Source organism: Stenotrophomonas sp. TWI1409 (assembly GCF_039673015.1).
GTDB classification, from domain to species: domain Bacteria; phylum Pseudomonadota; class Gammaproteobacteria; order Xanthomonadales; family Xanthomonadaceae; genus Stenotrophomonas; species Stenotrophomonas maltophilia_A.
The window spans coordinates 29,103-51,202 of sequence record NZ_JBDJKU010000030.1 but is presented as its reverse complement, the minus strand read 5'-3'; the positions used below and the strand labels follow the sequence as shown (position 1 = coordinate 51,202).

The 22,100-nt window shown below is 65.8% G+C and carries 17 protein-coding genes and 1 tRNA gene; 14 read left to right on the top strand and 4 right to left on the bottom strand.

Annotation, left to right across the window (positions count from 1 at the left end; all coding sequences use genetic code 11):
- The first annotated feature begins 206 nt into the window (after positions 1–206).
- The 12 genes from folP to ABE423_RS11680 all read left to right on the top strand — a co-directional run bounded on the left by folP (position 207) and on the right by ABE423_RS11680 (position 12,059).
- Complete coding sequence (folP, locus tag ABE423_RS11735) at positions 207–1,103, top strand: dihydropteroate synthase (RefSeq protein ID WP_180838533.1); 897 nt, start codon at positions 207–209, stop codon at positions 1,101–1,103.
- On the top strand, positions 1,103–2,056 hold the full coding sequence (gene miaA, locus ABE423_RS11730) for a tRNA (adenosine(37)-N6)-dimethylallyltransferase MiaA (RefSeq protein WP_180838532.1): 954 nt from the start codon (positions 1,103–1,105) through the stop codon (positions 2,054–2,056). Before folP ends, miaA begins: the two co-directional genes overlap by 1 nt.
- Positions 2,057–2,152: 96 nt before the next feature.
- Entirely contained in the window at positions 2,153–2,428 is a 276-nt protein-coding gene (gene hfq / locus ABE423_RS11725) for an RNA chaperone Hfq (protein WP_004152891.1), read from the top strand.
- A gap of 14 nt (positions 2,429–2,442) precedes the next feature.
- On the top strand, positions 2,443–3,753 hold the full coding sequence (gene hflX / locus ABE423_RS11720; protein WP_032128411.1) for a ribosome rescue GTPase HflX: 1,311 nt from the start codon (positions 2,443–2,445) through the stop codon (positions 3,751–3,753).
- Positions 3,754–3,875: 122 nt separating this feature from the next.
- Positions 3,876–4,370 (top strand): nicotinamide-nucleotide amidohydrolase family protein, encoded by a 495-nt coding sequence (locus tag ABE423_RS11715; RefSeq protein ID WP_010484249.1) that lies wholly within the window; start codon positions 3,876–3,878, stop codon positions 4,368–4,370.
- A 34-nt stretch (positions 4,371–4,404) separates the two neighbouring features.
- Positions 4,405–6,087, top strand: a complete 1,683-nt coding sequence (gene ubiB / locus ABE423_RS11710; protein ID WP_110714292.1) for a 2-polyprenylphenol 6-hydroxylase — start codon at positions 4,405–4,407, stop codon at positions 6,085–6,087.
- 212 nt (positions 6,088–6,299) lie between these two features.
- On the top strand, positions 6,300–6,935 hold the full coding sequence (gene lexA, locus ABE423_RS11705; protein ID WP_032128412.1) for a transcriptional repressor LexA: 636 nt from the start codon (positions 6,300–6,302) through the stop codon (positions 6,933–6,935).
- A gap of 204 nt (positions 6,936–7,139) precedes the next feature.
- Positions 7,140–8,177: a recombinase RecA gene (gene recA / locus ABE423_RS11700; protein WP_010484252.1), complete on the top strand. Its 1,038-nt coding sequence runs from the start codon at positions 7,140–7,142 to the stop codon at positions 8,175–8,177.
- Positions 8,178–8,287: 110 nt separating this feature from the next.
- Positions 8,288–8,779 (top strand): recombination regulator RecX, encoded by a 492-nt coding sequence (gene recX / locus ABE423_RS11695; protein ID WP_125895284.1) that lies wholly within the window; start codon positions 8,288–8,290, stop codon positions 8,777–8,779.
- Positions 8,780–8,888: 109 nt separating this feature from the next.
- A complete protein-coding gene (alaS, locus tag ABE423_RS11690) occupies positions 8,889–11,537 on the top strand; it encodes an alanine--tRNA ligase (RefSeq protein ID WP_125895286.1) in 2,649 nt (882 codons plus the stop codon).
- Positions 11,538–11,684: 147 nt separating this feature from the next.
- Complete coding sequence (csrA, locus tag ABE423_RS11685; protein ID WP_004152909.1) at positions 11,685–11,888, top strand: carbon storage regulator CsrA; 204 nt, start codon at positions 11,685–11,687, stop codon at positions 11,886–11,888.
- A 78-nt stretch (positions 11,889–11,966) separates the two neighbouring features.
- A tRNA-Ser gene (locus ABE423_RS11680) sits at positions 11,967–12,059 on the top strand.
- Between the two features lie 84 nt (positions 12,060–12,143).
- On the opposite strand, the gene ABE423_RS11675 is transcribed toward ABE423_RS11680, so the two are convergent.
- Together ABE423_RS11675 and ABE423_RS11670 are read right to left on the bottom strand one after the other, a co-directional pair.
- The gene (locus ABE423_RS11675; protein WP_180838531.1) at positions 12,144–12,599 is read right to left on the bottom strand and encodes a DUF4189 domain-containing protein; all 456 of its coding nucleotides are present in this window, start codon (positions 12,597–12,599) and stop codon (positions 12,144–12,146) included.
- A gap of 121 nt (positions 12,600–12,720) precedes the next feature.
- Complete coding sequence (locus tag ABE423_RS11670) at positions 12,721–15,051, bottom strand: TonB-dependent receptor (RefSeq protein ID WP_180838530.1); 2,331 nt, start codon at positions 15,049–15,051, stop codon at positions 12,721–12,723.
- 139 nt (positions 15,052–15,190) lie between these two features.
- On the opposite strand from ABE423_RS11670, the gene ABE423_RS11665 reads away from it, so the two are divergent.
- Together ABE423_RS11665 and ABE423_RS11660 are read left to right on the top strand one after the other, a co-directional pair.
- The gene (locus tag ABE423_RS11665) at positions 15,191–16,129 is read left to right on the top strand and encodes an AraC family transcriptional regulator (protein ID WP_049422688.1); all 939 of its coding nucleotides are present in this window, start codon (positions 15,191–15,193) and stop codon (positions 16,127–16,129) included.
- Positions 16,130–16,240: 111 nt separating this feature from the next.
- Positions 16,241–18,412 (top strand): TonB-dependent siderophore receptor, encoded by a 2,172-nt coding sequence (locus ABE423_RS11660; protein WP_346486114.1) that lies wholly within the window; start codon positions 16,241–16,243, stop codon positions 18,410–18,412.
- A 17-nt stretch (positions 18,413–18,429) separates the two neighbouring features.
- Here ABE423_RS11660 and ABE423_RS11655 read toward each other — a convergent pair whose 3' ends face one another.
- Entirely contained in the window at positions 18,430–19,536 is a 1,107-nt protein-coding gene (locus ABE423_RS11655; RefSeq protein ID WP_346486112.1) for a YdcF family protein, read from the bottom strand.
- Complete coding sequence (locus tag ABE423_RS11650) at positions 19,536–22,031, bottom strand: TonB-dependent receptor (RefSeq protein WP_180838527.1); 2,496 nt, start codon at positions 22,029–22,031, stop codon at positions 19,536–19,538. Before ABE423_RS11650 ends, ABE423_RS11655 begins: the two co-directional genes overlap by 1 nt.
- Positions 22,032–22,100: the final 69 nt, after the last annotated feature.

Here is a 22,100-nt window from a genome sequence, read left to right as displayed (position 1 = left end):
GTCCGGTTGCGGTGGCGTGAGCGCCATGGATGGCGCGACCGAGCCTCCATGGACGGATTCACGGCGTCCCCCGCAACCGGACCCACCCCGCCATCCCTCAGTAAACCCGCTGTTGCTCCGGCTCTTGCTGTAGCTCTGGCCTCTGCGGGTGCAGGGCGCCGCCCTGCCGAACTAAACTACCCGCCGTTGTCCCTGCAGGATTGCCCATGTTCGATACCTCGCCCCAGCTCGATTGCGCCGGCCGCATCCTGCGCCTCGACCGTGCCCGGGTCATGGGCATCGTCAATGTCACCCCGGACTCGTTCTCCGATGGCGGCGCGCACGACACCACCGAGGCCGCGGTCGCACATGGCCTGAAACTGGTCGAGGACGGCGCGGACCTGCTCGATATCGGTGGCGAATCCACCCGCCCCGGCGCCGCGCCGGTATCGGTCGAGGACGAGCTGCGCCGGGTGCTTCCGGTGATCGAGCAGCTGGCCGCCCGTACGCAGGTTCCGATTAGTATCGATACCTTCAAGCCGGAGGTGATGCGTGCGGCCGTGGCCGCCGGCGCGGGCATGATCAATGACATCTTCGGCCTGCGCCAGGACGGGGCGCTGGACGCCGCCGCTGCAACCGGCGTGCCGGTGGTGCTGATGCACATGCAGGGCGAGCCGGGCCACATGCAGGCTGACCCACACTACGATGACGTGGTCGCCGAGGTGCACGGTTTCCTGGTGCAGCGCCTGTTCGCTGCAGAAATGGCCGGCATCGCGAAGAAGAACCTGCTGGTCGACCTCGGTTTCGGCTTCGGCAAGACCACGGCCCACAACATGACCCTGCTGGCGCGCTCGGAACGCTTCCTGGAACTGGGCGTGCCGATGCTGGCTGGCTTGTCGCGCAAGCGCAGCCTGGGCGAACTGACCGGCCGCGACACGCCGTCCGAACGCGTGGCCGCGTCGGTGGCCGCGCACCTGATTGCGGTGCAGCGTGGTGCGCGCATCGTGCGCGTGCATGACGTGGCGGCCACCGTCGATGCGCTGAAGATCTGGCAAGCGGTCGAGGCGGTGCCGACGCCGCGCGCCGACGCCACGCCGACGATCCGCTGGCCGGACGAAGACTGATGGGCATCGACCGGCGGCCGCTGGCGATCGCCGTGATGGGGCCGACCGCCAGTGGCAAGACCGCCACCGCGATCGCTCTGGCACAGCAGCTGGATGGCGAAATCGTCAGCGTCGATTCGGCGCTGGTGTACCGCCACCTGGATATCGGTTCGGCCAAGCCCGATGCGGCAGAGCGTGCGCAGGCGCCGCACCATCTGCTGGACCTGCGCGATCCCTGGCAGACCTACTCGGCAGCCGAATTCGCCGCCGATGCCGGCCGGGTCGTGGCCGACATCGTGGCACGTGGCAAGATGCCGATCCTGGCCGGTGGCACTGGCCTGTACTTCCGCGCCCTGTTACAGGGCCTGTCGCCGATGCCCGAGGCCGATCCGGCGACGCGCGAAGCGCTCAGCGCCGAGGCGGCCGAGCGTGGCTGGGCGGCGCTGCACGCAGAGTTGGCCAAGGTCGATCCAGCAGCAGCGGCACGCATCCATGCCACCGACCCGCAGCGCATCCAGCGGGCGCTGGAGGTCTATCGCCTGACCGGCACCCCCATCACTGAATGGCAGCGCCGGCCGGGCGTGGCGCCGTTGCCGGTGCGCACCCTCAAGCTGATCCTGGCGCCGCGTGACCGCGCGGTGCTGCACCAGCGCATCGAGGCGCGCTTCGACGCCATGCTGGCGCAGGGCTTCCTCGACGAGGTGCGGGCGTTGCGCGCGATGCCGGAAATGGCTGCCGTGGAGGCGCCGCTGGACCTGCCGGCAGTGCGCGCGGTCGGCTATCGGCAGGCCTGGGAATACCTGGAGGGGGAGGGCGATGCCGCCCGCTTCCGTGACAAGGCGATCTTCGCCACCCGCCAGCTGGCCAAGCGCCAGCTGACCTGGCTGCGCGGCGAGCTTGATGCGCGCTGGTTCGACCCCCATATCGACCACGAGCGCCTGGCCGGCGCGGTGTCGACCTTCGTCGCACGCTGAACCCCCGCCAGCCGTGTAACATCATCGGTCGGCGGGCGGCTCGGGGGCCGTGGCAACCGTCGGCAACCCAATAAGAACAATAATCAGGAGTGTGCAATGTCCAAGGGGCAATCGCTGCAGGATCCTTTCTTGAATGCACTGCGGCGCGAACGCGTGCCGGTTTCGGTGTACCTGGTGAACGGCATCAAGCTGCAGGGCACGATCGAGTCGTTCGACCAGTTCGTGGTCCTGCTGCGCAACACGGTCAGTCAGATGGTCTACAAGCACGCCATTTCCACGGTCGTTCCGGCACGCAACGTGAAGGTCGGTCCGGGCGGTGGTTATGTGCAGTCGGGTGAAGGTGGTCAGGCAGGTGATGAAGCAGACGAATAATACCGGAGCGGTGAATGTTTGACCGCTCGAAGAAGGGCGAACACGCCCTGTTGATCCAGCCCCATTTCGGCAAGCTGGAAGACGATGTGCTTGAAGAGTTCGGTGATCTGGCCCGCTCGGCTGGGGCCAGCATCGCCGCGACGATCACCGCACGCCTGGATCGTCCGAATCCGTCGACCCTGATCGGCAGCGGCAAGCTGGACGAGATCAAGGCCGCGGCCGATGCCAGCGGTGCCGACCTGATCCTGGTCAACCATGCGTTGAGCCCGGGCCAGGAGCGCAACCTGGAACGCTTCCTCGAGCGCCGGGTGATCGACCGTACCGGCCTGATCCTGGACATCTTCGCCCAGCGTGCGCACAGCCACGAAGGCAAGCTGCAGGTCGAGCTGGCGCAGCTGCGTCACCTGGCCACGCGGCTGGTGCGCGGCTGGACCCACCTGGAGCGCCAGCGCGGTGGTTCGATCGGCCTGCGTGGCCCGGGTGAAACCCAGCTGGAAACCGACCGCCGCCTGTTGCAGAAGCGTGTCGAGCAGCTGCAGAAGCGGCTGGAAAAGGTCGAGGTGCAGCGCACCCAGATGCGCCGTGCGCGCGTGCGCAGCGAGCTGCCGCGCGTGGCCCTGGTCGGCTACACCAACGCCGGCAAGTCGACCCTGTTCAACGCCATGACCGGCGCCGAGGCGTACGCCGCCGACCAGCTGTTCGCGACGCTGGACCCGACCGTGCGCCGCATCGCGGTGCCGGGCGGCAACGTGGTGCTGGCCGACACCGTCGGCTTCGTCCGTGATCTGCCGCATGACCTGGTCGCTGCGTTCCGCTCGACCCTGTCCGAGGCGCGCGAGGCCGATTTCCTGCTGCACGTGGTCGACGCCGCCGATCCGCACCGCGAGGAGCGCATCGCCCAGGTGGACGAGGTACTGACCGCGGTCGGTGCCGGTGACCTGCCGCAGTTGCTGGTGTTCAACAAGATTGACCGGATCGAGGGCGCCGACGTTCGCCACGATGGCCAGGACGGTATCCCGGATGAGTCGCGTCGCGAGCGGGTGTGGATTTCCGCGCGTGACGGGCAGGGCCTGGAGCTGCTGCAGGCAGTGCTGGGCAAGCGCCTGGGCCTGCAGCATGTCACCGGCGAACTGCGCCTGCCGCCGGATGCCGGCCGCCTGCGTGCGCGCCTGCACCAGCTGGAAGTGATCCGCAGCGAGCAGGCCGACGAAGACGGCTGGCTGCTGCAGGTCGACCTGCCGATCGCAGAAGCCGAAAAGCTGGCTGCCAGTGCCGACGGCGCGCCGATCCGGGCGCTGCTGCCGGAGAAACTGCCGGAGTGGTGAGGTAGCGGCCCATGCCCGGTGGTGCCGGCCGCTGGCCGGCAGCGCAACCGTGCCGGAGGGGCGCGACATCCAGCTGTCATCTGCGGTACAACGTGCAGGTTCTTCACCCCACCGTCATGCCGATGTCCATTCCCACCGACGCTGAACTCAATGCCCAGTCCGCCGCGCTCGGGCAGCGCCTGCAGCAGGCTTCGCTGCAGCTGGTGACCGCTGAAAGCTGCAGTGGTGGCTGGATCGCCAAGTGCATGACTGATATCGCCGGTTCCTCGGCGTTCTTCGACTGCGGCATGGTGGTCTACAGCTACGAGGCCAAGCAGCGCCTGCTGGGCGTGCGTGCGCAGACCCTGGAGCAGTTCGGCGCGGTCAGCCGCGAAACCGTGCTGGAAATGGTGTCCGGCGCGCTGGTCAATTCCGGCGCCGGTATCGCCGTGGCGGTGACCGGCATTGCCGGACCCGGCGGTGGCAGCCCGGACAAGCCCGTCGGCAGTGTCTGGATCGGCTGGAAGCGCCGCGGTGGCTACGCCCGTGCCGAGCTGTTCCAGTTCGATGGCGACCGCGAAGCCATCCGCCGGCAAACCGTGGCGGCGGCATTGCGCGGTATCGACGCCCAGCTGTGACATGCTGATCCGGTAATCGTCCGGAGCACGCATGATGTGGGAAACGCTGGGCACGGTCCGTGACCTGGGCCGACTGCAGGAAATCGCCGTCGTCCTGATCCGCTATGGCTTCGGCGATGTGGTGCGGCGCATCGGCCTGGCCAGCACGCTGGAGCGGGCAGGGCGCCTGCTGCACTGGAACGAGGAGCGGCAGGAACTGTTGCGGATGACCGCGCCGGTGCGCGTGCGCAGCGCGATGCAGGATCTCGGCCCGACCTTCGTCAAGCTCGGCCAGGTGCTGGCGACGCGCGTCGACCTGCTGCCGCCGGAATGGATCGCCGAGCTCTCTGAACTGCAGAACGCAGTACCGGCGCTGCCGTACGCGGATATCCGTGAGCAGCTCGAGGCCGATCTTGGCGCATCGCCTTCAGAAGTGTTCGCCTTCCTTGATGAAACCCCGATGGCCGCCGCCTCGCTGGCGCAGGCCCATCGCGCGCGCCTGCATGACGGTCGCGAGGTGGTGCTGAAGGTGCGTCGCCCCGGCATCCGCGATGTGGTCGAAGCGGACCTGCGGCTGCTGGCCCGCCTGGCCGAAATCGTTGAAGCCCGGCTTCCGGACCTGCGTCGTTACCGCCCGGCCGAGGTGGTGCAGCAGTTCACGGTGTCGCTGCGCCGCGAGCTGGATTTCGCCGCCGAGTGCCGCAATGCCGAGCGCATCGCGCGCAACTTCAAGGGCCGCGACGACATCCTGATTCCCGACGTGCACTGGCAGTGGACCTGCGAAAGCCTGAACGTGCAGGACTTCGTCGACGGCATTCCAGGGCGTGATCTGGCCGGCGTCGATGCGGCGGGGCTGGACCGGCGCGAACTGGCGCGACGCGGTGCGGACATCGTGCTGAAGATGGTGCTGGAGGACGGCAGCTTCCACGCCGATCCGCATCCCGGCAACATCATCTACCTGCGCGACGGCCGTATCGGCGTGATCGATTTCGGCATGGTCGGTGCGCTGTCCGAAGTGCGTCGTTTCCAGGTTGCGCAGCTGCTGCACGGGCTGGTCGAGCAGGACCCGCAGGGTGTGGCCGACGTGCTGCTGGACTGGGCCGGCGGCGTGGAAGTGGACGAGAACCGGCTGCAGCACGACATCAGCCAGTTCGTCGACCAGTACCGTGGCGTGCCGCTGAAGGACCTGCGCATCGGTCTGATGCTGGGCGACATCACCCAGCTGCTGCGCAGCTACAGCCTGACCCTGCCGGCCGACCTGGCGCTGATGATCAAGGCGTTCCTGACACTGGAAGGGATGGGGCGGCAGCTGGACCCGGATTTCGACATGGCCAGCGCCGCGCGCCCGTTCCTGGAACGGGTGGTACTGCAGCGCTATGCGCCCAAGGCCCTGCTCAAGCGCGGCCGCCGCAGCTTGCTGGGCCTGGTCGACTTCGCCGGTGAACTGCCCCGCGACCTGCGCAAGCTGGTCCAGGCCGCCCGCCGTGGGCGCCTGCAGCTGAAGGTGGAAACCACGGCGCTGCAGGGCTTCGGCGAGCAGGTGAACCGTGCGGCGAACCGGCTGGTGATGGGCATCGTCACTGCTGCCCTGATCATCGGCTCATCCATCGTGATGCACAGTGTAGGTGGCGTCTCCAGCCGCTGGCTGCTGGCGCTGGGCGTATGCGGCTTCATCGGCGCCGGCTTCTGCGGCGTCTGGATCCTGTTTTCGATCTGGAGAAGCGGCAAACACACATAGTGTGCTTGCCGCAGCGGTTCCCAACGGGAACCGCGGAATCGCTGCGCGATTCCTGTAGAGCCGACCGCTGGTCGGCTGCTTTTGCTCCGCCTTTGTCTCTGCCAGCCAGGCCAAGCCCAGCGACGATCGCCGAGCACGGCTCGGCACCACAGATGCCGCCGTGTCGCCCCCGGCACTTGCAGTCCTGCTCATTAGTAGTAATACTACTAACCATGGACCTGACCGACACCCAGCAGGCGATCCTGCAGTTGATCGCCGAGCGTATCGAGAGCGAAGGCGCGCCGCCGTCGCAGACTGAAATCGCACGTGCGTTCGGCTTCAAGGGCGTGCGCGCGGCCCAGTACCACCTGGAGGCCCTGGAGCAGGCCGGTGCGATCCGTCGCATCCCGGGCCAGGCCCGCGGCATCCGCCTGGTACAGGCGCCACCGGTCGAGAAGCTGGCCGAGCCGGGCCTGCCCGACAGCGTCCTGCGCCTGCCGGTATTGGGCCGTGTCGCAGCCGGCCTGCCGATCGGTGCCGATATCGGCTCGGACGACTTCGTGGTGCTGGACCGGGTGTTCTTCTCGCCGGCACCGGATTACCTGTTGAAGGTGCAGGGCGATTCGATGATCGACGAGGGCATCTTCGACGGTGACCTGATCGGCGTGCACCGCACCCGCGATGCTCATTCCGGACAGATCGTCGTGGCCCGCATCGATGACGAGATCACCGTCAAGCTGCTGAAGATCGCCAAGGATCGTATCCGCCTGCTGCCGCGCAATCCCGACTACAAGCCGATCGAGGTGCTGCCTGACCAGGACTTCTCGATTGAGGGCCTCTATTGCGGCCTGTTGCGACCCAACCGTTGACCCGTTCCATAGCGCATTACCCCGCGGTCTTTTGTGGCGATTCTCTGGTTCCACTGAGGTTGGTACGGATGTCCGATAATTCTTTTCAGAGCGCCGGGCAGAATCTCAGCCTGTGCGATACGTCCGACTTAAAGTGAACCCATGGCAAAGAAGACCCCCAAAGACAGCACCTCCAACGACACGACCTCTGCAAGGACCAATCCGATGGACGAGAACAAGAAGCGCGCCCTCGCTGCAGCTCTGGGCCAGATCGAAAAGCAGTTCGGCAAGGGCTCGGTGATGCGCATGGGCGACCGCGTGGTCGAGCCCGTCGAAGCCATCCCGACCGGTTCGCTGATGCTCGACATCGCGCTGGGCATTGGCGGTCTGCCGAAGGGCCGTGTCGTTGAAATCTACGGGCCGGAATCCTCGGGCAAGACCACGCTGACCCTGCAGGCCATCGCTGAATGCCAGAAGATGGGCGGCACCGCGGCCTTCATCGACGCCGAGCACGCGCTGGACCCGATCTACGCCGCCAAGCTGGGCGTGAACGTGGACGACCTGCTGCTGTCGCAGCCGGATACCGGCGAGCAGGCGCTGGAAATCGCCGACATGCTGGTCCGTTCGGGTTCGGTGGACATCCTGGTGATCGACTCGGTCGCCGCGCTGACCCCGAAGGCCGAAATCGAAGGCGAGATGGGCGACCAGCTGCCGGGCCTGCAGGCCCGCCTGATGAGCCAGGCGCTGCGCAAGCTGACCGGCAACATCAAGCGCTCCAACACCCTGGTGGTCTTCATCAACCAGCTGCGCATGAAGATCGGCGTGATGATGCCGGGCCAGAGCCCGGAAACCACCACCGGCGGCAACGCGCTGAAGTTCTACGCTTCGGTGCGCCTGGACATCCGCCGTATCGGCGCGATCAAGAAGGGCGACGAGATCATTGGCAACCAGACCAAGATCAAGGTCGTCAAGAACAAGCTGGCGCCTCCGTTCAAGCAGGTCATCACCGAGATCCTGTACGGCGAAGGCATCAGCCGCGAGGGCGAGCTGATCGACATGGGTGTGGACGCCAAGCTGGTCGAGAAGGCCGGCGCCTGGTACAGCTACGGTGAGGAGCGCATCGGCCAGGGCAAGGACAACGCCCGTGGCTACCTGCGCGACAACCCGACGGTCGCTGCCAAGCTTGAAGCCGAGCTGCGCGAGAAGTTCCAGCCGACCGAAGCCAGCCGTGAGGAAGGCGACGACGAAGGCGACGACGAATAAGGCTTGCTGTGGGGCAGGGCGGCGCCGTCAGTGACGTCGCCCTGTCCCGCAGGTTCGAATCGCCCAGGGATGGGCAGGGCGCCACGGATGGCGCCACCCTTGGAGCACCGATGTCCGACGCCGACGACATTCCCACCGGCCGCAAGCGCCGGCCGCGCGAGCAGACGCCCGTGCAACGCGCTCTGGGCCTGCTGGTCCGCCGCGAGCACTCGCGCAAGGAGCTCACCCGCAAGCTGACCTCACGCGGTATCGAAGACGAAGCCGCGCAGGCGGCTGTGGCCAAGTTGACAGAGGCCGGCTGGCAGGACGACACCCGTTTCGCCGAGAACCTGGTGCGGATGCGCGCCAACACCGGTTATGGGCCGATCCATGTCCGCGCCGAGCTGGGCACTCACGGCCTGGACAGTGCCGCGATTGCCGCGGCGATGGACAGCTACGAAGGCGACTGGCAGGAAAATGCCCGTGATCTGGTCCGCCGACGCTTTGGCGAGGCCGGTCCGCAGGACCTGACGCAGCGGCGCAAGGCCGCCGATCTGCTGGCCCGACGGGGCTTCGACGGCGACAGCATCCGCCGTGCGACCCGCTACGACCCGGATGACTGAGACTGGCGGCGCCGGGCCTGATACCCTTTAGGTTTTCGGCGGTCCCTCGCGACCCTGGCCAACGCGGCCGGTGGTCCGGGCCCGCCGGCCCGCAGACTGCCAGCCCCCAATGAACGCATCCGCCAAATTCACGACTTCCCAGATCCGCAGCGACTTCCTTGAATTCTTCAAGGGCAAAGGCCACACCATCGTGCCGTCGGCGCCGCTGGTGCCGGGCAATGATCCGACCCTGCTGTTCACCAACTCCGGCATGGTGCAGTTCAAGGACGTGTTCCTTGGCGCGGAGAAGCGCAGCTACGTGCGCGCGGCCGACGTGCAGCGCTGCCTGCGCGCGGGCGGCAAACACAACGACCTCGACCAGGTCGGCTACACCGCACGCCACCACACTTTCTTCGAAATGCTGGGCAACTGGTCGTTCGGCGACTACTTCAAGAAGGATGCGATCGCCTGGGCCTGGGAACTACTGACCCAGGTCTGGAAGCTGCCGGCCGAGCGCCTGCTGGTCACCGTCTACCAGACCGATGACGAAGCGTACGCACTGTGGCGCGACATGGTCGGCGTGCCGGAAGAGCGCATCGTGCGCATTGGCGACAACAAGGGCGCACCGTTCGCTTCGGACAACTTCTGGCAGATGGCCGACACCGGTCCGTGCGGCCCGTGCACCGAGATCTTCTACGACCACGGCGACCATATCGCCGGCGGCCCCCCGGGCTCCCCGGATGAGGACGGCGACCGCTTCATCGAAATCTGGAACCTGGTGTTCATGCAGTTTGACCGCCAGCCCGACGGCACCCTGGTGCCGCTGCCGGCGCCGTGCGTGGATACCGGCATGGGCCTGGAGCGCCTGGCGGCGATCCTGCAGCACGTGCACACCAACTACGAGATCGACCTGTTCCAGGCGCTGATCCGCAAGGCGTCCGAGCTGACCGGCACCGCCGACCTGGAAAACAAGTCGCTGCGCGTGATCGCCGACCACATCCGTGCCTGTTCGTTCCTGATCGTCGACGGCGTGCTGCCGTCCAACGAAGGCCGCGGCTACGTGCTGCGCCGTATCATCCGCCGCGCCCTGCGCCACGGCTGGATGCTGGGTGTGCGCCAGCCGTTCTTCAGCAAGCTGGTGCCGACCCTGGTCGAGCAGATGGGCGAGGCCTATCCGGAACTGCCGGCGGCGGTCGATACCGTCACCCGTGCGCTGCAGGCCGAAGAAGAGCGTTTCGCTGAAACCCTCGACGCCGGCATGAAGATCTTCGAAGACGTTGCCGGCAAGGCCAGCAATGGCGTGATCCCCGGCGTTGATGCGTTCCGCCTGTACGACACCTATGGCTTCCCGCTCGACCTGACCCAGGACATCGCCCGCGAGCGCGACCTGACCGTCGACATCGCCGGCTTCGATGCGGCGATGGAGCAGCAGCGCGAGACCGCGCGCGCGGCCGGCAAGTTCGGTGGCGGCGTGACCCTGCCGGCCGAGCTGGTGGCGACCCTCAGCCCGACCGTGTTCCTGGGGTATGACCGCCTGCAGGCCGACGGCCTGACCGTGCTGGCCCTGCTCAAGGACGGTCGTCCGGTGCAGTCGGCCGATGCCGGTGATGCGGTCATCGTGATCACCAACCAGACCCCGTTCTACGCCGAGTCCGGCGGCCAGGTCGGCGACACCGGCGTGCTCACCGGCAACGGCGTGCGCCTGGCGGTAGAAGACACCCAGAAGTTCGCCGGCCAGTTCCATGGCCACGTCGGCACCCTGTCCGAAGGCGGCCTGAAGGTCGGTGATGTGCTGTCCGGCCAGGTCGATGGCGAGCGCCGTGGCGCCACCATCCTCAACCACTCCGCCACCCACCTGCTGCATGCCGCCCTGCGCGAAGTGCTGGGCACCCACGTGCAGCAGAAGGGCTCGCTGGTGGCGCCGGACCGCCTGCGCTTCGACTTCTCGCACTTCCAGCCGATCAGCGCGGAAGAGCTGGCCGTGATCGAGCGCAAGGTCAACCAGCAGGTGCGTGCCAACAACGCTGCCGAAGTGCACAACATGGGCATGCAGGAAGCGCTGGACTTCGGCGCGATGGCCCTGTTCGGCGAGAAGTACGGCGAACACGTGCGCGTGCTGAAGATGGGTGACTACTCCACCGAGCTGTGCGGCGGTACCCACGTCAACCGCACCGGCGACATCGGCCTGTTCAAGATCACCTCCGAGGGTGGTGTCTCCGCTGGCGTGCGCCGTATCGAAGCGGTCACCGGCCAGGGCGCCCTGGACTACGTGGACGCCGAAGAGGCTCGCCTGGCCGAAGCCGCCGACCTGCTCGGTGGCAGCGCTGCCGACGTGGTCGAGAAGATCCGTGCCCTCGGCCAGCGCCAGAAGCAGCTGGAGCGCGAACTGGACGCCGTGAAGGCCAAGGTTGCCGCCGGTGCTACCGCCGACCTGTCCGGCCAGGCGGTCGAGGTTGCCGGTGTGAAGGTGCTGGCCGCCCGTCTGGAGGGCTTCGATGCCAAGGCCCTGCGTGACGCCATGGACCGCCTGAAGCAGCAGCTGGGCGATGCGGTGATCGTGCTGGCCGGCGCCCAGGACGGCAAGGCTGCCCTGGTCGCAGGTGTGAACGGCAGCGCAATGGGCAAGGTCAAGGCCGGGGAACTGTTGTCCCATATCGCCGGTCAGATCGGGGGCAAGGGCGGCGGACGCCCGGACCTCGCCCAGGGTGGTGGCGAGGACGGGCCCGCCCTTGCCACTGCGCTGGCTGCAGTCGTCGAATGGGTCAGCCCCCGCCTGTGATGAACCTGGCCGTCCCCCTCCTTGTAGGAGCGGGACGGCTGACGGTACCATTGCGAATCTTTTCCCTTTGTCGTGGTAGCGCTTCTTGACGGAGCGTCAAGCCGGTGGGGGATACCCTTCCACACGGTTCCATGGAGACTTACAAAAATGTTGATCCTGACTCGCCGCGTCGGCGAAACCCTGATGATCGGAGACTCGGTGAGCGTCACCGTGCTTGGCGTCAAGGGTAACCAGGTGCGTATCGGCATCACCGCGCCGAAGGACGTCGCTGTGCATCGCGAAGAGATCTATCAGCGCATCCAGCGCGGTGACGAAGCCGGTGGCACCGGTAGCGAAAATTCTGCCGAATAACGCTTTACCTTCGCACTCGATTAACGTTATGATTCACGCCCCGCTGAGGTGCAACGCACCAGACGCGGAGAAAACCCCGGAGTGATGCCCGAGTGGCCGAAGGGGCTCCCCTGCTAAGGGAGTATAGGGTCAAAAGCTCTATCGAGGGTTCGAATCCCTCTCACTCCGCCAGATACAAAGAAGCGCCTGCAGATCCTCGATCTGCAGGCGTTTTTCTTTATCCGACACTCGAAAGTACAGCCGGCGTGGAGCTGGCTATCCTGGCTGATCCGTACGGGTGGCAGGCACTGGCGCGGGCGTCGCCGCTGGTGCCGGAGCGGGCGCACCGGGCAGCTGTGGCGGTTCAAGATAGCGAGTTGAGGTTTCCCGCCACAGCAAGGCAAGCGTGCAGTCGTTGGCACGTTCCCTGCACATTCTTTCGGCCTTCCGCTGCGCGGCGTCCGCGGTCTTCTCACCCAGTGCAAAGCCCAACGCAATCGTGCCGGTCGCTATGGCCGAATAGCCTTCGCTGCTGGTGCTGGCGGACTGACCGCAATTGCGCGATCGCGCTGCGCAGTAGTGCAGCGACTGCTGCATCGCAGTGGTGAGGGAAGATTGGTTCATCGAATAGCCGTAGCGGCCATCCTTGTCGTAGGTGATCGCAGACGCAGCACTTGCGCCTGATGAAACGGACAACAACAGCGCCAGTGAAACCGCATGCTTCCAGTTCATCACGCTCTCCTTTTCTGCCGATGGTGAATCAACCGGGGAGCGTGGCGCAACCACGCAGGGGGGGCGATGGACGACGCCTGCAGGCCGTCTGCCTGCAGGCGTGTACCGATGCATCCGGTTGTCAGAGCTTCACCGTCACACCCACCTGGAAGCCCCGCCCGGGCAACGGTGCGATGTACTTCAACGGCGAATTGTGCGGCCGTGCTTCTTCATTGAGCAGGTTGCTGCCGTTGACGAACACCTCCACGCCGGCGATGTAGCTGTTGCGCACCGGCAGTTCGCGGCTGACCTGCAGGTCGACCATGTTGAACGCATCCAGTGGCACTTCCTCGCTGACATTGCGGCCGAGGTACTTCTGGGTGTCGTAGTAGGTGCTGGACAGCTGCGCCTTCCAGCCCTCGCGCTGCCATTGCAGGTTGGCACCGTAGCGGTTGGTCGGCATGTTCGGCAGGTACTCGCCGTCATTGTGGGCACGCAGCGAATCGGGGCGGTCGGCCTTGTTCTTCACCAGGTCGGCGAAGGCGGACACATTCAACGTGCCGAAGCGGCCCAGGTCCAATGCCTGCGAAGCATCGATCTCGAAGCCCTTCACCGTGGTGTCGGTCTGCTTCCAGTACTTCAGTGGCAGGCGGTTGGCGGTCTGCAGGCCGGAGTAGCCGAGGTAGAGATAATTCTCGTACTTCATCCGGTACGCGGTGGCGGAGAGCTCGAAACCGCCGAGATGGAACAGGCCGGTCAGTTCCAGGTTCTTCGCGCGTTCCGGTTCCAGATTCTGGTTGCCTTCTTCCTGGGTCATCACCGAGTAGTGTGCGTTGCTGGCATACAGCTCGTTGATCTCCGGGGCACGTTGCGAAGACGAGTAGCGCACCTTGGCCGCGAACATCGGCCCCAGCTCGACATACGAACCCAGGCTGTAGCTGTTGAGCCGGTAGTCGCGGTCCTGCAGTTTGGTGTTGGCGGCATTGCGCGCGGTCTTGAAGCGGCTTGGTTGCAGGTCATGGTCAACGCGCTCGTGGCGCACGCCAGCGTCGAAACTGGCCCAGCCGAAGTCGAGCGTTTCCTTCAGGAACACCGCATTGCTGCGGGTGTCCACGTCCGGCAGGTAGCGCTGAGAACCACTGCCGGTGACATCACGCGACTGATGGCTGAAACCGAGCAGGCCGCTGAGCGGGCCGATGCGTTGATGGCTGAGCAGCAGCTCGGCCTGGGTGCTCTCGAAATCGTAGTCGTTGGCCTTGGTGGCGCCCAGCCGCTCGCCTGAGGTGTTGTCCAGCTTGGAAACGCGGAGTTCCGCGCGCTCGAACCACGGTAGTGGATCACGCAGCAGGGCTTCCAGCGCGTAGCGCTGTTGCTTGATCACCACGCCCACCGGCAGGCCATCGGCATAGTTGGAACCGAACGACAGGTTCTGCATCGAGAAGCCTGGAACGCCGTACTCGCTGTCCTTGGCATCAATGCTGACACCGACGTAACCGCGGTCGAAGAACAGCGTCGAACCGAAGGCCACCTGCGAATTGCGTGCATAGCTGTTGCCCAGCCGGTGGTGGTAATCGGGAGTCACATCGTTGTTGATCTGCTTCTGCACGTATGAAGGCGTGCCTGCGACGTAGGCCGGGTTGACCGGATTGACGTAGGTACGGCGCTGCCAGACCGATGTCGGATTGTTGGTGTAGAACGAGAAATCACCATCGGCCCAGTCCGGGTTCTCGGTCATGAACTGGTCGATGTATGGCTGCGAGGCCTTGTTGTAGATCTGCTGGACGCGCGCCTCTTTCTGGCAGGCGTCGGCCAGTGCCGAGTTGACGCCCCCGCCTGCCGGGAACAGCCCGGTGTTGCAGACGCTGGCCTTGCTGTTGCCGGGGATGTCGTAGTGCGAGATGCGCTGCCGCGACACCTGCAGATTGGTGGAGATGTTGCGCTGATTGTTGAAGTTCATGCGGAAGCCCTGCGCGTCGGCCGCGTTGAAGCCCTTGCGCAGGACCAGTTCCATCGACTGATCCCTGTCTTCCATGCTGCGCGAGATCAGGCCCGAGTCGATCTCCACGCTGCCGCCGATCGCATTGCCCCCATAGCGCACGGTGTCGGAGGACTTGTTGACGGTGACGCTGCGCACGAACAGCGGATCGAACGGGATGTTGATGTCACCGCTGATCGCGTTCATGCCCAGAATCGATTGGCCGTCCTGCAGGATCTGCACACGGTTGCCGCTGAGGCTGCGGATGACCGGAGCGCCCGCGTTTGGCCCGAAGGCGCTGCTCTGCACACCGGAGACGTGTTCGAGCAGGCCGCCGAGGGTGCGGTTCTGCGCCTGCGGATTGTCGACGGTGACCCGGCTGTCGATGCGCGAGGGTTGGGAGGCCTGGACCTGGAGGGTGGGGAGGGTGGGTTCGTCCGCGGCCTGGGCGGTGTGGACGACGAACAGAATGGCTGCAGCAAGGAGATGGCGGCGCATGACACGATCCGTGAAGTTGATGTGAAATGTTATAACGTAACTATTTGTATCGACAAGGGCGGATTGGGCCTTGCCACCAGGGCTGGATATGAGAACGGTTCTCATATGAGAATGGCGGGTGATTTTTCACGGGCGCACCATGCACAGCCTCACCCTCGCCGACCTGGACCGCTTGGGCCGCAGCAGTGGTTTCCGCTATCGGCTGCCAGCACTCGCGTCCGCCGCCGATTCGGGCGCGCTGTGCGTGGTCGAGGGCAGGGTGGAACAGCGCTGCTTGCGCCCTGGCATCAGCCTGGCGCTGTCGGACGTGGTCGCGCATCAGCCGTTCGAGGCGACTTCGGAGGCACCCCCGCCGTTCGCTGCGATCGTGATGCTGGAAGGTCGTGCCGGAGCACGCCTGGAAGGGCAGGCTGTGATCGGCATGAACCGCGGCGCCGGCGCGATGGTGTTGGCCGATGCCACGCCGATGACTGCGATTCATCCGGCCGGTCAACGGATGCGCAGTCTGAATGTCTCGCTGGATGCACCGGCCGAGATGGACGATCCGGTGATCAGCGAACTGCTGTTGCAGGCTCATCGCCATGGTCGCCGGCGGCTGCACAGCTGGCAGGTACCCGCGCATCTTGAACATGCCGCCGAACAGTTGCTGTCGGGGACCTGGCAGGGCGCAATGCATGCGCTGCTGTGCGAGGGTGTGGGCCTGCAGATGCTGGCGATGGCGTTGGGTGCGCCTGCCCAGGAGGCATCGCCGGACCAGCGTGTTTCAGCACGTGATCGCCGCATGCTGCAACGGGTGATCGACTGCCTGCAGGCATCACCTGCGGCTGACCACAGCCTGGAGGATCTGGCGCGCCTGGCCTGCATGAGCCCGAGCAGCCTGCGGCTGAAGTTCCAGCAGGTGCACCGGTGTTCGGTGTTCGCCTGGCTGCGCGAGCGGCGCCTGCAGCTGGCCTGCGAGCAGCTGCGGCAGGGCTGCAGCGTGCAGCAGGCCGCACATTTCGTCGGCTACCGGCACGCCACCAATTTCGCGACCGCATTCCGCGCGCGCTACGGCATCGCGCCCAGCGAGCTTCGCTGAGTCCGGACCACCGTCGGCAGTGCGCATACGCCTGCTGCGTCCGCGCATACGTACGCTCACGCTCAAATGACAATAATTCTCATCCAGCCTTTCCTTCCCGCTGGATCTCCCATGCCTGCCTGTTTCCGCCCGTGTGCCCTGGCTAGCGCCATCGGCACGACCCTGGCGCTGTTCAACGCTGCCCACGCCGCCGAACGCACTCCGTCCGTAACGCCTTCCCAGCTTCCAACCGTGCAGGTCACGGCCGACCTCGATGGCAGCACGGAAACGTCGCGTTCCTACACCACCGACTCGATGGGCACGGCGACCGGACTGTCGCTGACCTCGCGGCAGACCCCGCAATCCGTCAGCGTGGTCACCCGCCAGCAGATCGAGGACCGTGGCCTGCTCAGCACCGCCGATGCCTTGGCGACCGCACCTGGCATCTCGGTCACGCGCAGCGACGCCAACCGCTACTCGTTCTCCGCACGCGGCTTCGACATCGACAACTACCAGTTCGATGGCGTGGTGATGCCGGTGCTGTCGCCGTGGAATTTCGGCGAGAACAACCTGGACATGGTGGTGTATGACCGCATCGAGATCGTGCGCGGCGCCAACGGCCTGATGACCGGCGCCGGCAATCCTTCGGCGGCAGTGAACTACGTGCGCAAGCGCCCGCTGCGCGAGTTCGCTGCCAGTGGTGGCATCAGCCTCGGCAGCTGGGACGCACGGCGCGCGTGGGCGGATGTGTCCAGCCCGCTGAGCCGGGAAGGGCGTGTGCGTGGTCGCCTGGTGGCCGCGCAGGCAGAGGGCGACAGCTACACCGCTGGCCTGGACAGTACGGCGAAGACGCTCTACGGCGTGGTCAGCGTGGACTTGGGCGAGGACACCGGGTTGATCGCCGGCATCTCCTACCAAGGCAACGACAACCGTGGCTTCGGCAGCGGCTTCGCGCTGTTCAACGCCGATGGCACGCGCACCCGTTTCGACCGCTCGGTATCAGCCACCGCGCCGTGGGCACGGATGACCACCGACACCCGCAATGGCTTCTTCGACTTCAACCATCGTTTCGGCAACGACTGGCAGGCGCGCGTGTCCTACAGCCGCTCGCATACCGACATGGAAATGAAGCATCTCTATCGCGGTGGCTACCCCGATCCGGTTACCGGCGCCATGCCCAATGGCAACAGCTTCACCCGCTACGACGGTCCGGTGCGCCGCGAAGCGATCAGTGCCAGCCTGTCCGGTCCGTTCCAGCTGTTCGGCCGCCAGCACACTGCGTCCATCGGCTGGTCGCGCTCACGCGATGAAATCGCGCTGGGGCAGTACCGCGCGCTGGCGCCGCTGCCGCCGCTGGCCAGCTATCTGGACTGGCACGGGCCGGGCACGCCGGAGCCGACGTGGGCCAGCAGCGAGACCCAGGCCGATGACCTGGACAACCATCAGAGCGGTGCCTACGCGGTGGCGCGGCTGTCGCTGGCCGATCCGCTGCACGTGATCGTCGGTGGCCGCATGAGCAACTGGGAGACCGACCAGGTCTACTTTGGCACCAAGCGGAAGTACCGCTACCGCAACGAGTTCGTACCGTATGCCGGCGTGGTCTGGGATTTCAACGGCTACAGCAGCGTGTACGCCAGCTACACCGGCATCTTCAAGCCGCAGAACAACCGCAACGAATCCGGGCAGATCCTCGATCCGGTCAGTGGCCGCAGCTATGAGCTGGGCCTCAAGGGCAGCTGGCTGCAGGAGCGTTTGAATGCTTCGGCCGCGCTGTTCCGCACCCAGCAGGACAACCTGGCCGAAGCCACCGGCGGGCTGGTCGAAGGCAGCACACAAGCGGCCTATCGTGCGGTGAAGGGCGCAACGGTGGACGGCCTGGAACTGGAACTGGCCGGCGAGCCGCTGCCGGGCTGGAGCCTGGGCACCAGCTTCACCACCTTCATCGCGCAGGACGCGCAGGGCCGGGCGATCAATACCGCCAAGCCGCGCAGCCTGTTCAAGCTGTTCACCACCTGGCGGCTGCCGGGTGCCTGGGACCGGCTGACGATCGGCGGTGGCGTTGACTGGCAGAACCGCATGTACCAGACCGCCACCGCGCCCGGAAATCGCCGGGTGCCCGTGGAGCAGCCCAGCTACGCACTGGTCAACCTGATGGCGCGCTACCAGTTCAGTTCCAACGTGTCGGCGGCGGTCAACATCAACAATCTGTTCGACCGCCACTATTACTCGCAGATCGGCTTCTACAACCAGGGCTGGTACGGTGCACCGCGAAACGTGATGTTCACGCTGAAGGTCGGCTACTGAGGATGACGTCGCGCCTTTCAGGGGTCCAATGGATCCATCGGGTCGATGCGAAGTGATTCGGGCGCTGGCACGAACGTGATCGCGTACGGCGAAATGCGTGAACCGACCTTGCCGGGAACGTAGCCCAGCTCACGGCGGTTGCGGTCACTGAACCCGCTGCTGGCGACCGAATCGATATGCGACGGACTGCTGACCACCAGTGCCGGTTGCCGCGGCGGTGCCTGCAGGGCCGCCAGCAGCCGGGCTGCATTGCGCAGGTTGGTGGTGGTGTGGCGGGCATACGGTTCGATGATGATCGCATCTGCGGGAATGCCGAAGCGCGCGATCAGCGCTTCGCGCATCTGCACCGCTTCGACGCTTCGGGTGCCGCGTGGATGCACGGCGCCACCGGAGACGATGATGAAAGGTGCATCGCCCGCCGCATAGCGCTGCGCAGCGGCTTTCAGGCGCAGCTTGCTGCCAGCGCTGAGTGGGGTGGTCAGCTCGTCCGGTCCCTGGCCCAGCACGATGATCGCTGTGTACGGATGCGCATTCCAATCGAACTGCCGCGCGCGCGCGAATGGCGCGGCGTTCATTCCCGCGTTGAGGGGCTCGAAGCGGATCGCATCGAGGCGGTCATTGGCATCAAGCAGGCCCACCGCCACGGCGATGCTGCGATCGAATGCGGTGTAGGCCGCGCCGGCGTCCACTTCGCTCATCTGCATGGCAATGGCAACATCTCCGGCCAGTCGCGTGCTGCCTGCCGCGCCGACGGGGCCGTCGATGGCGTCGTAGCGGGGCGGCTGGCCCTGGCCATAGACGGAGAGAATGTTGTTGAGGCCCGCCAGCTCTCTTTCGATGGCATCGGCGCGCGCCGGAACCGTGGTGGCCAGCAGATCGGCCTGCGCCGGCGTCCAGCGCGCGGCCTCGAGTGTGCAGGCCGCCGTCCGGCAGCCAGTCATGCGCTGCGTGCGTTCGACCATGAGGGCGCGCGCAGGGGCGGGCAGTGCGTCGTGCTTCAGCTGCACGAGGGTTGGAAACAAGCGCCCGGCCAGTGCCGCGCTGTCGCGGTCGTCAGCGGCCGCTGCAAGCGGTAGCACAGCCGTGGCCAGCAGGGCGAGGGACAAGCTCAATCGTCGGTGCATCACCAGCTCCTGCTGACCATCAGGCGGACGTTGCGGCCGAACAGCGGCCGTCCATAGATTGCCTCGGCCGAACCCTGTCCGGCCAGGGCGTCGGTGCGGGTGTTGCCCTCGGTGAGCCCCTTTTCATTGGTCAGGTTGTCGCCCACCAGCTGTGCGCCCCAGTTGCCGCGCTTCCATGAAACGCCCAGGCCCAGGGTCTGGTAGGCAGGCAGCGCTGTCTGGTTGAACAGATCGACGTAGGACTTGCCGACTACGTCATAGCGCAGCCAGGTCTCGAACTGGTCCTGGCCGTGCTGGAAACTGAAAGTCGGTCGCAGGTTGCCGTAGAGCTTGGGTTCGCGAACGATCTGCTTGCCATTGACCGCCGCCGGATCGGCACCGGAATCGTTCTGCAGGCTGTCGTACTGCGGATCGCTGACCGTGATCGAACCGGCGATGCTGAACCAGTCCAGCGGCCGGAACAGGCCATCCAGTTCGATGCCCTTGGAGACGGCGGTACCGATGAAGGGCACCGACTGGTCATTGCGGCCGGTCGTCGGATTGAAGGCAACGAAGGACGCGTTGAGTGGATCGAACTTCGTGTAGAACGCGGTCAGGTACAGGTAGGACCGGCCAAAAGCCGCCTTCAGGCCCAGCTCGTACTGGTCCAGCTGGGTCTGCACGATGGTCGGATCGATCGAGCGCGCCACCGACGAGTTGGGAACGATCTCCATGTGCGACACGCGGGCGTAGGCGCCCACTGCAGGGGTGAAGTCGAAGTTCGCACCGACCGTCCAGTTGGTGGCGGACGGATTCAGGCGATGGTTCTGGACGACGCCGGTGAAACGGCGTGTGGTGTTGTCGGCCAGTGTGCTGCGATCGCCGAGGTCGACCTGGGCGGTCTGCTCCGCATAGCCTTCGTAGCGGTAGCGTTCATGGCGGATGCCGGCATCAAGCTTGAAGCGATCCGTCAGTGCCCACGTGTCATTGGCGTAGACCGCGAACATGCGGGCATCGACCTTGCCGCGATTGAGGGTGGTGGTATAGCGCAGCGTGCCCTTGTCGGTGACATATCCCAGCGGCGCGCCATCGTTGCCGTAGGCCACCAGATCCAGCAGGCGTGGCTTGCCGCGCATCTCCATCAGCATGTCCTGGTACAGGCTGAAGGACGTGGTGCCGAAGAAGGCGGTGTACGCACCGATGTTCAGATCGTGGCTGCCCCAGGCCGTTTCAAACAGCCGAGTCGCGCTGAAGTCGGCTTGCCCGGAGTAGAAGTCCGAATCTGCGGCACGGTACTGCGCCGAGATCACCAGGCCAGAGTCGGCGTAGGGATCGTAGGCGCTGGCGCCGTTGCTGCCGGCCAGCGCGTAGCCCATCCGCGCGACGCCGGCACCGAAGGCGCTGCGGGCCGCACCCAGATAGCCGTTGGCGAAAGTGCGTGCGTCGACCGGGTTGGTGGTCGAGTACAGCGCGTCGAACGTATTGCGGCCCTTGGTGTAGCCGGTTTTCAGCGAGATCGTCCAATCGCTGGCGGTGTTCTCGTACTGGAAGCCGATGTTGCCGAAGCGCATGTGGCGGCCATCGGCCAGGTCGCGGTTCATGCCCTGCAGGACACCGCCGCCATCGAGGTACTTCAGGTTGACGCTGCGCAGTGACGGCGAGTTCAGCGTACCGTCGAAGTAGTCGATGTAGGGATCCAGCGACACGCTGGGATTGCGAGGGTCGGCGACCGGGATCGGCAGGTAGAACGTATTGTGGTCGTCAACGAAGGTGCCGCTGACCTTGAACCAACTGGTGTCGTCGAAGTAGTGCTTGATGTTGCCACGGATCTGCCCGCCCTTGTCGTTCGGGAAGCCGTTGTCGCGGTACCCATCGTTCTGGCGCAGGAAGCCACCGACGGCGTAGAAGGTGTCCTTGCCCAGCGCGCCGGACTGGTACATCTCGCCGCGGTACAGCCCGGTATCGCCGATGGTCAGCTGCGCCTTGCCGTGGGTCTCTTCCGAGCCCTCGGCCAGGATGTTGTTGACGATGGCGCCGCCGCTGCTGGCATAGATCGGCGCCGGCCCGCCGCGCACGATCTCCACCCGCTGGTTCATCACGTCGAACCGGTTCATGCCGTCGCCGGAATTGAAGAAGTGGCCATCCAGCTCCTGGTAGAGCGGCAGGCCGTCCTGCTGGAAGGCGATGAAGCCACGATCGGTGGGAATGCCGCGCAGCCGTGTGATGTTCTGCACCTCGCCGCCGGTGGCCTCGACATGGATGCCGGGAACCGAGCCGAGCAGGTCGGCGTAGCTTTTCGGTGCGAGCTTCTGCACGTCTTCGCGGCTGAGTGAATTGACGGCGAAGGACGCATCGAAGCGACGCTGGGTGCGTGCCGCGCCGGTGACCACCACCGCATCAAGTGTTGCGGCATCGGCGCTGTCCTTGTTCTGGACGGGGGCGTCCTGCGCAGACGCGCTGCCGTGCAGGGAGATCAGGGCCAGGGAGATGCCCAGGACCAGGGGGCTGATGTTCATCGGAGGGCGGCCATGCAGGGAAGGGGGACCGCTGCACGGTAGGTCCGGGCGATGACGGAATTGTTTACT

Bases quoted from the DNA above. Each gene is read 5' to 3' on its own strand.
- folP (WP_180838533.1), top strand. From the start codon at position 207: ATGTTCGATACCTCGCCCCAGCTCGATTGCGCCGGCCGCATCCTGCGC.
- miaA (WP_180838532.1), top strand. From the start codon at position 1,103: ATGGGCATCGACCGGCGGCCGCTGGCGATCGCCGTGATGGGGCCGACC.
- hfq (WP_004152891.1), top strand. From the start codon at position 2,153: ATGTCCAAGGGGCAATCGCTGCAGGATCCTTTCTTGAATGCACTGCGG.
- hflX (WP_032128411.1), top strand. From the start codon at position 2,443: ATGTTTGACCGCTCGAAGAAGGGCGAACACGCCCTGTTGATCCAGCCC.
- ABE423_RS11715 (WP_010484249.1), top strand. From the start codon at position 3,876: ATGTCCATTCCCACCGACGCTGAACTCAATGCCCAGTCCGCCGCGCTC.
- ubiB (WP_110714292.1), top strand. From the start codon at position 4,405: ATGTGGGAAACGCTGGGCACGGTCCGTGACCTGGGCCGACTGCAGGAA.
- lexA (WP_032128412.1), top strand. From the start codon at position 6,300: ATGGACCTGACCGACACCCAGCAGGCGATCCTGCAGTTGATCGCCGAG.
- recA (WP_010484252.1), top strand. From the start codon at position 7,140: ATGGACGAGAACAAGAAGCGCGCCCTCGCTGCAGCTCTGGGCCAGATC.
- recX (WP_125895284.1), top strand. From the start codon at position 8,288: ATGTCCGACGCCGACGACATTCCCACCGGCCGCAAGCGCCGGCCGCGC.
- alaS (WP_125895286.1), top strand. From the start codon at position 8,889: ATGAACGCATCCGCCAAATTCACGACTTCCCAGATCCGCAGCGACTTC.
- csrA (WP_004152909.1), top strand. From the start codon at position 11,685: ATGTTGATCCTGACTCGCCGCGTCGGCGAAACCCTGATGATCGGAGAC.
- ABE423_RS11675 (WP_180838531.1), bottom strand. From the start codon at position 12,599: ATGAACTGGAAGCATGCGGTTTCACTGGCGCTGTTGTTGTCCGTTTCA.
- ABE423_RS11670 (WP_180838530.1), bottom strand. From the start codon at position 15,051: ATGCGCCGCCATCTCCTTGCTGCAGCCATTCTGTTCGTCGTCCACACC.
- ABE423_RS11665 (WP_049422688.1), top strand. From the start codon at position 15,191: ATGCACAGCCTCACCCTCGCCGACCTGGACCGCTTGGGCCGCAGCAGT.
- ABE423_RS11660 (WP_346486114.1), top strand. From the start codon at position 16,241: ATGCCTGCCTGTTTCCGCCCGTGTGCCCTGGCTAGCGCCATCGGCACG.
- ABE423_RS11655 (WP_346486112.1), bottom strand. From the start codon at position 19,536: ATGCACCGACGATTGAGCTTGTCCCTCGCCCTGCTGGCCACGGCTGTG.
- ABE423_RS11650 (WP_180838527.1), bottom strand. From the start codon at position 22,031: ATGAACATCAGCCCCCTGGTCCTGGGCATCTCCCTGGCCCTGATCTCC.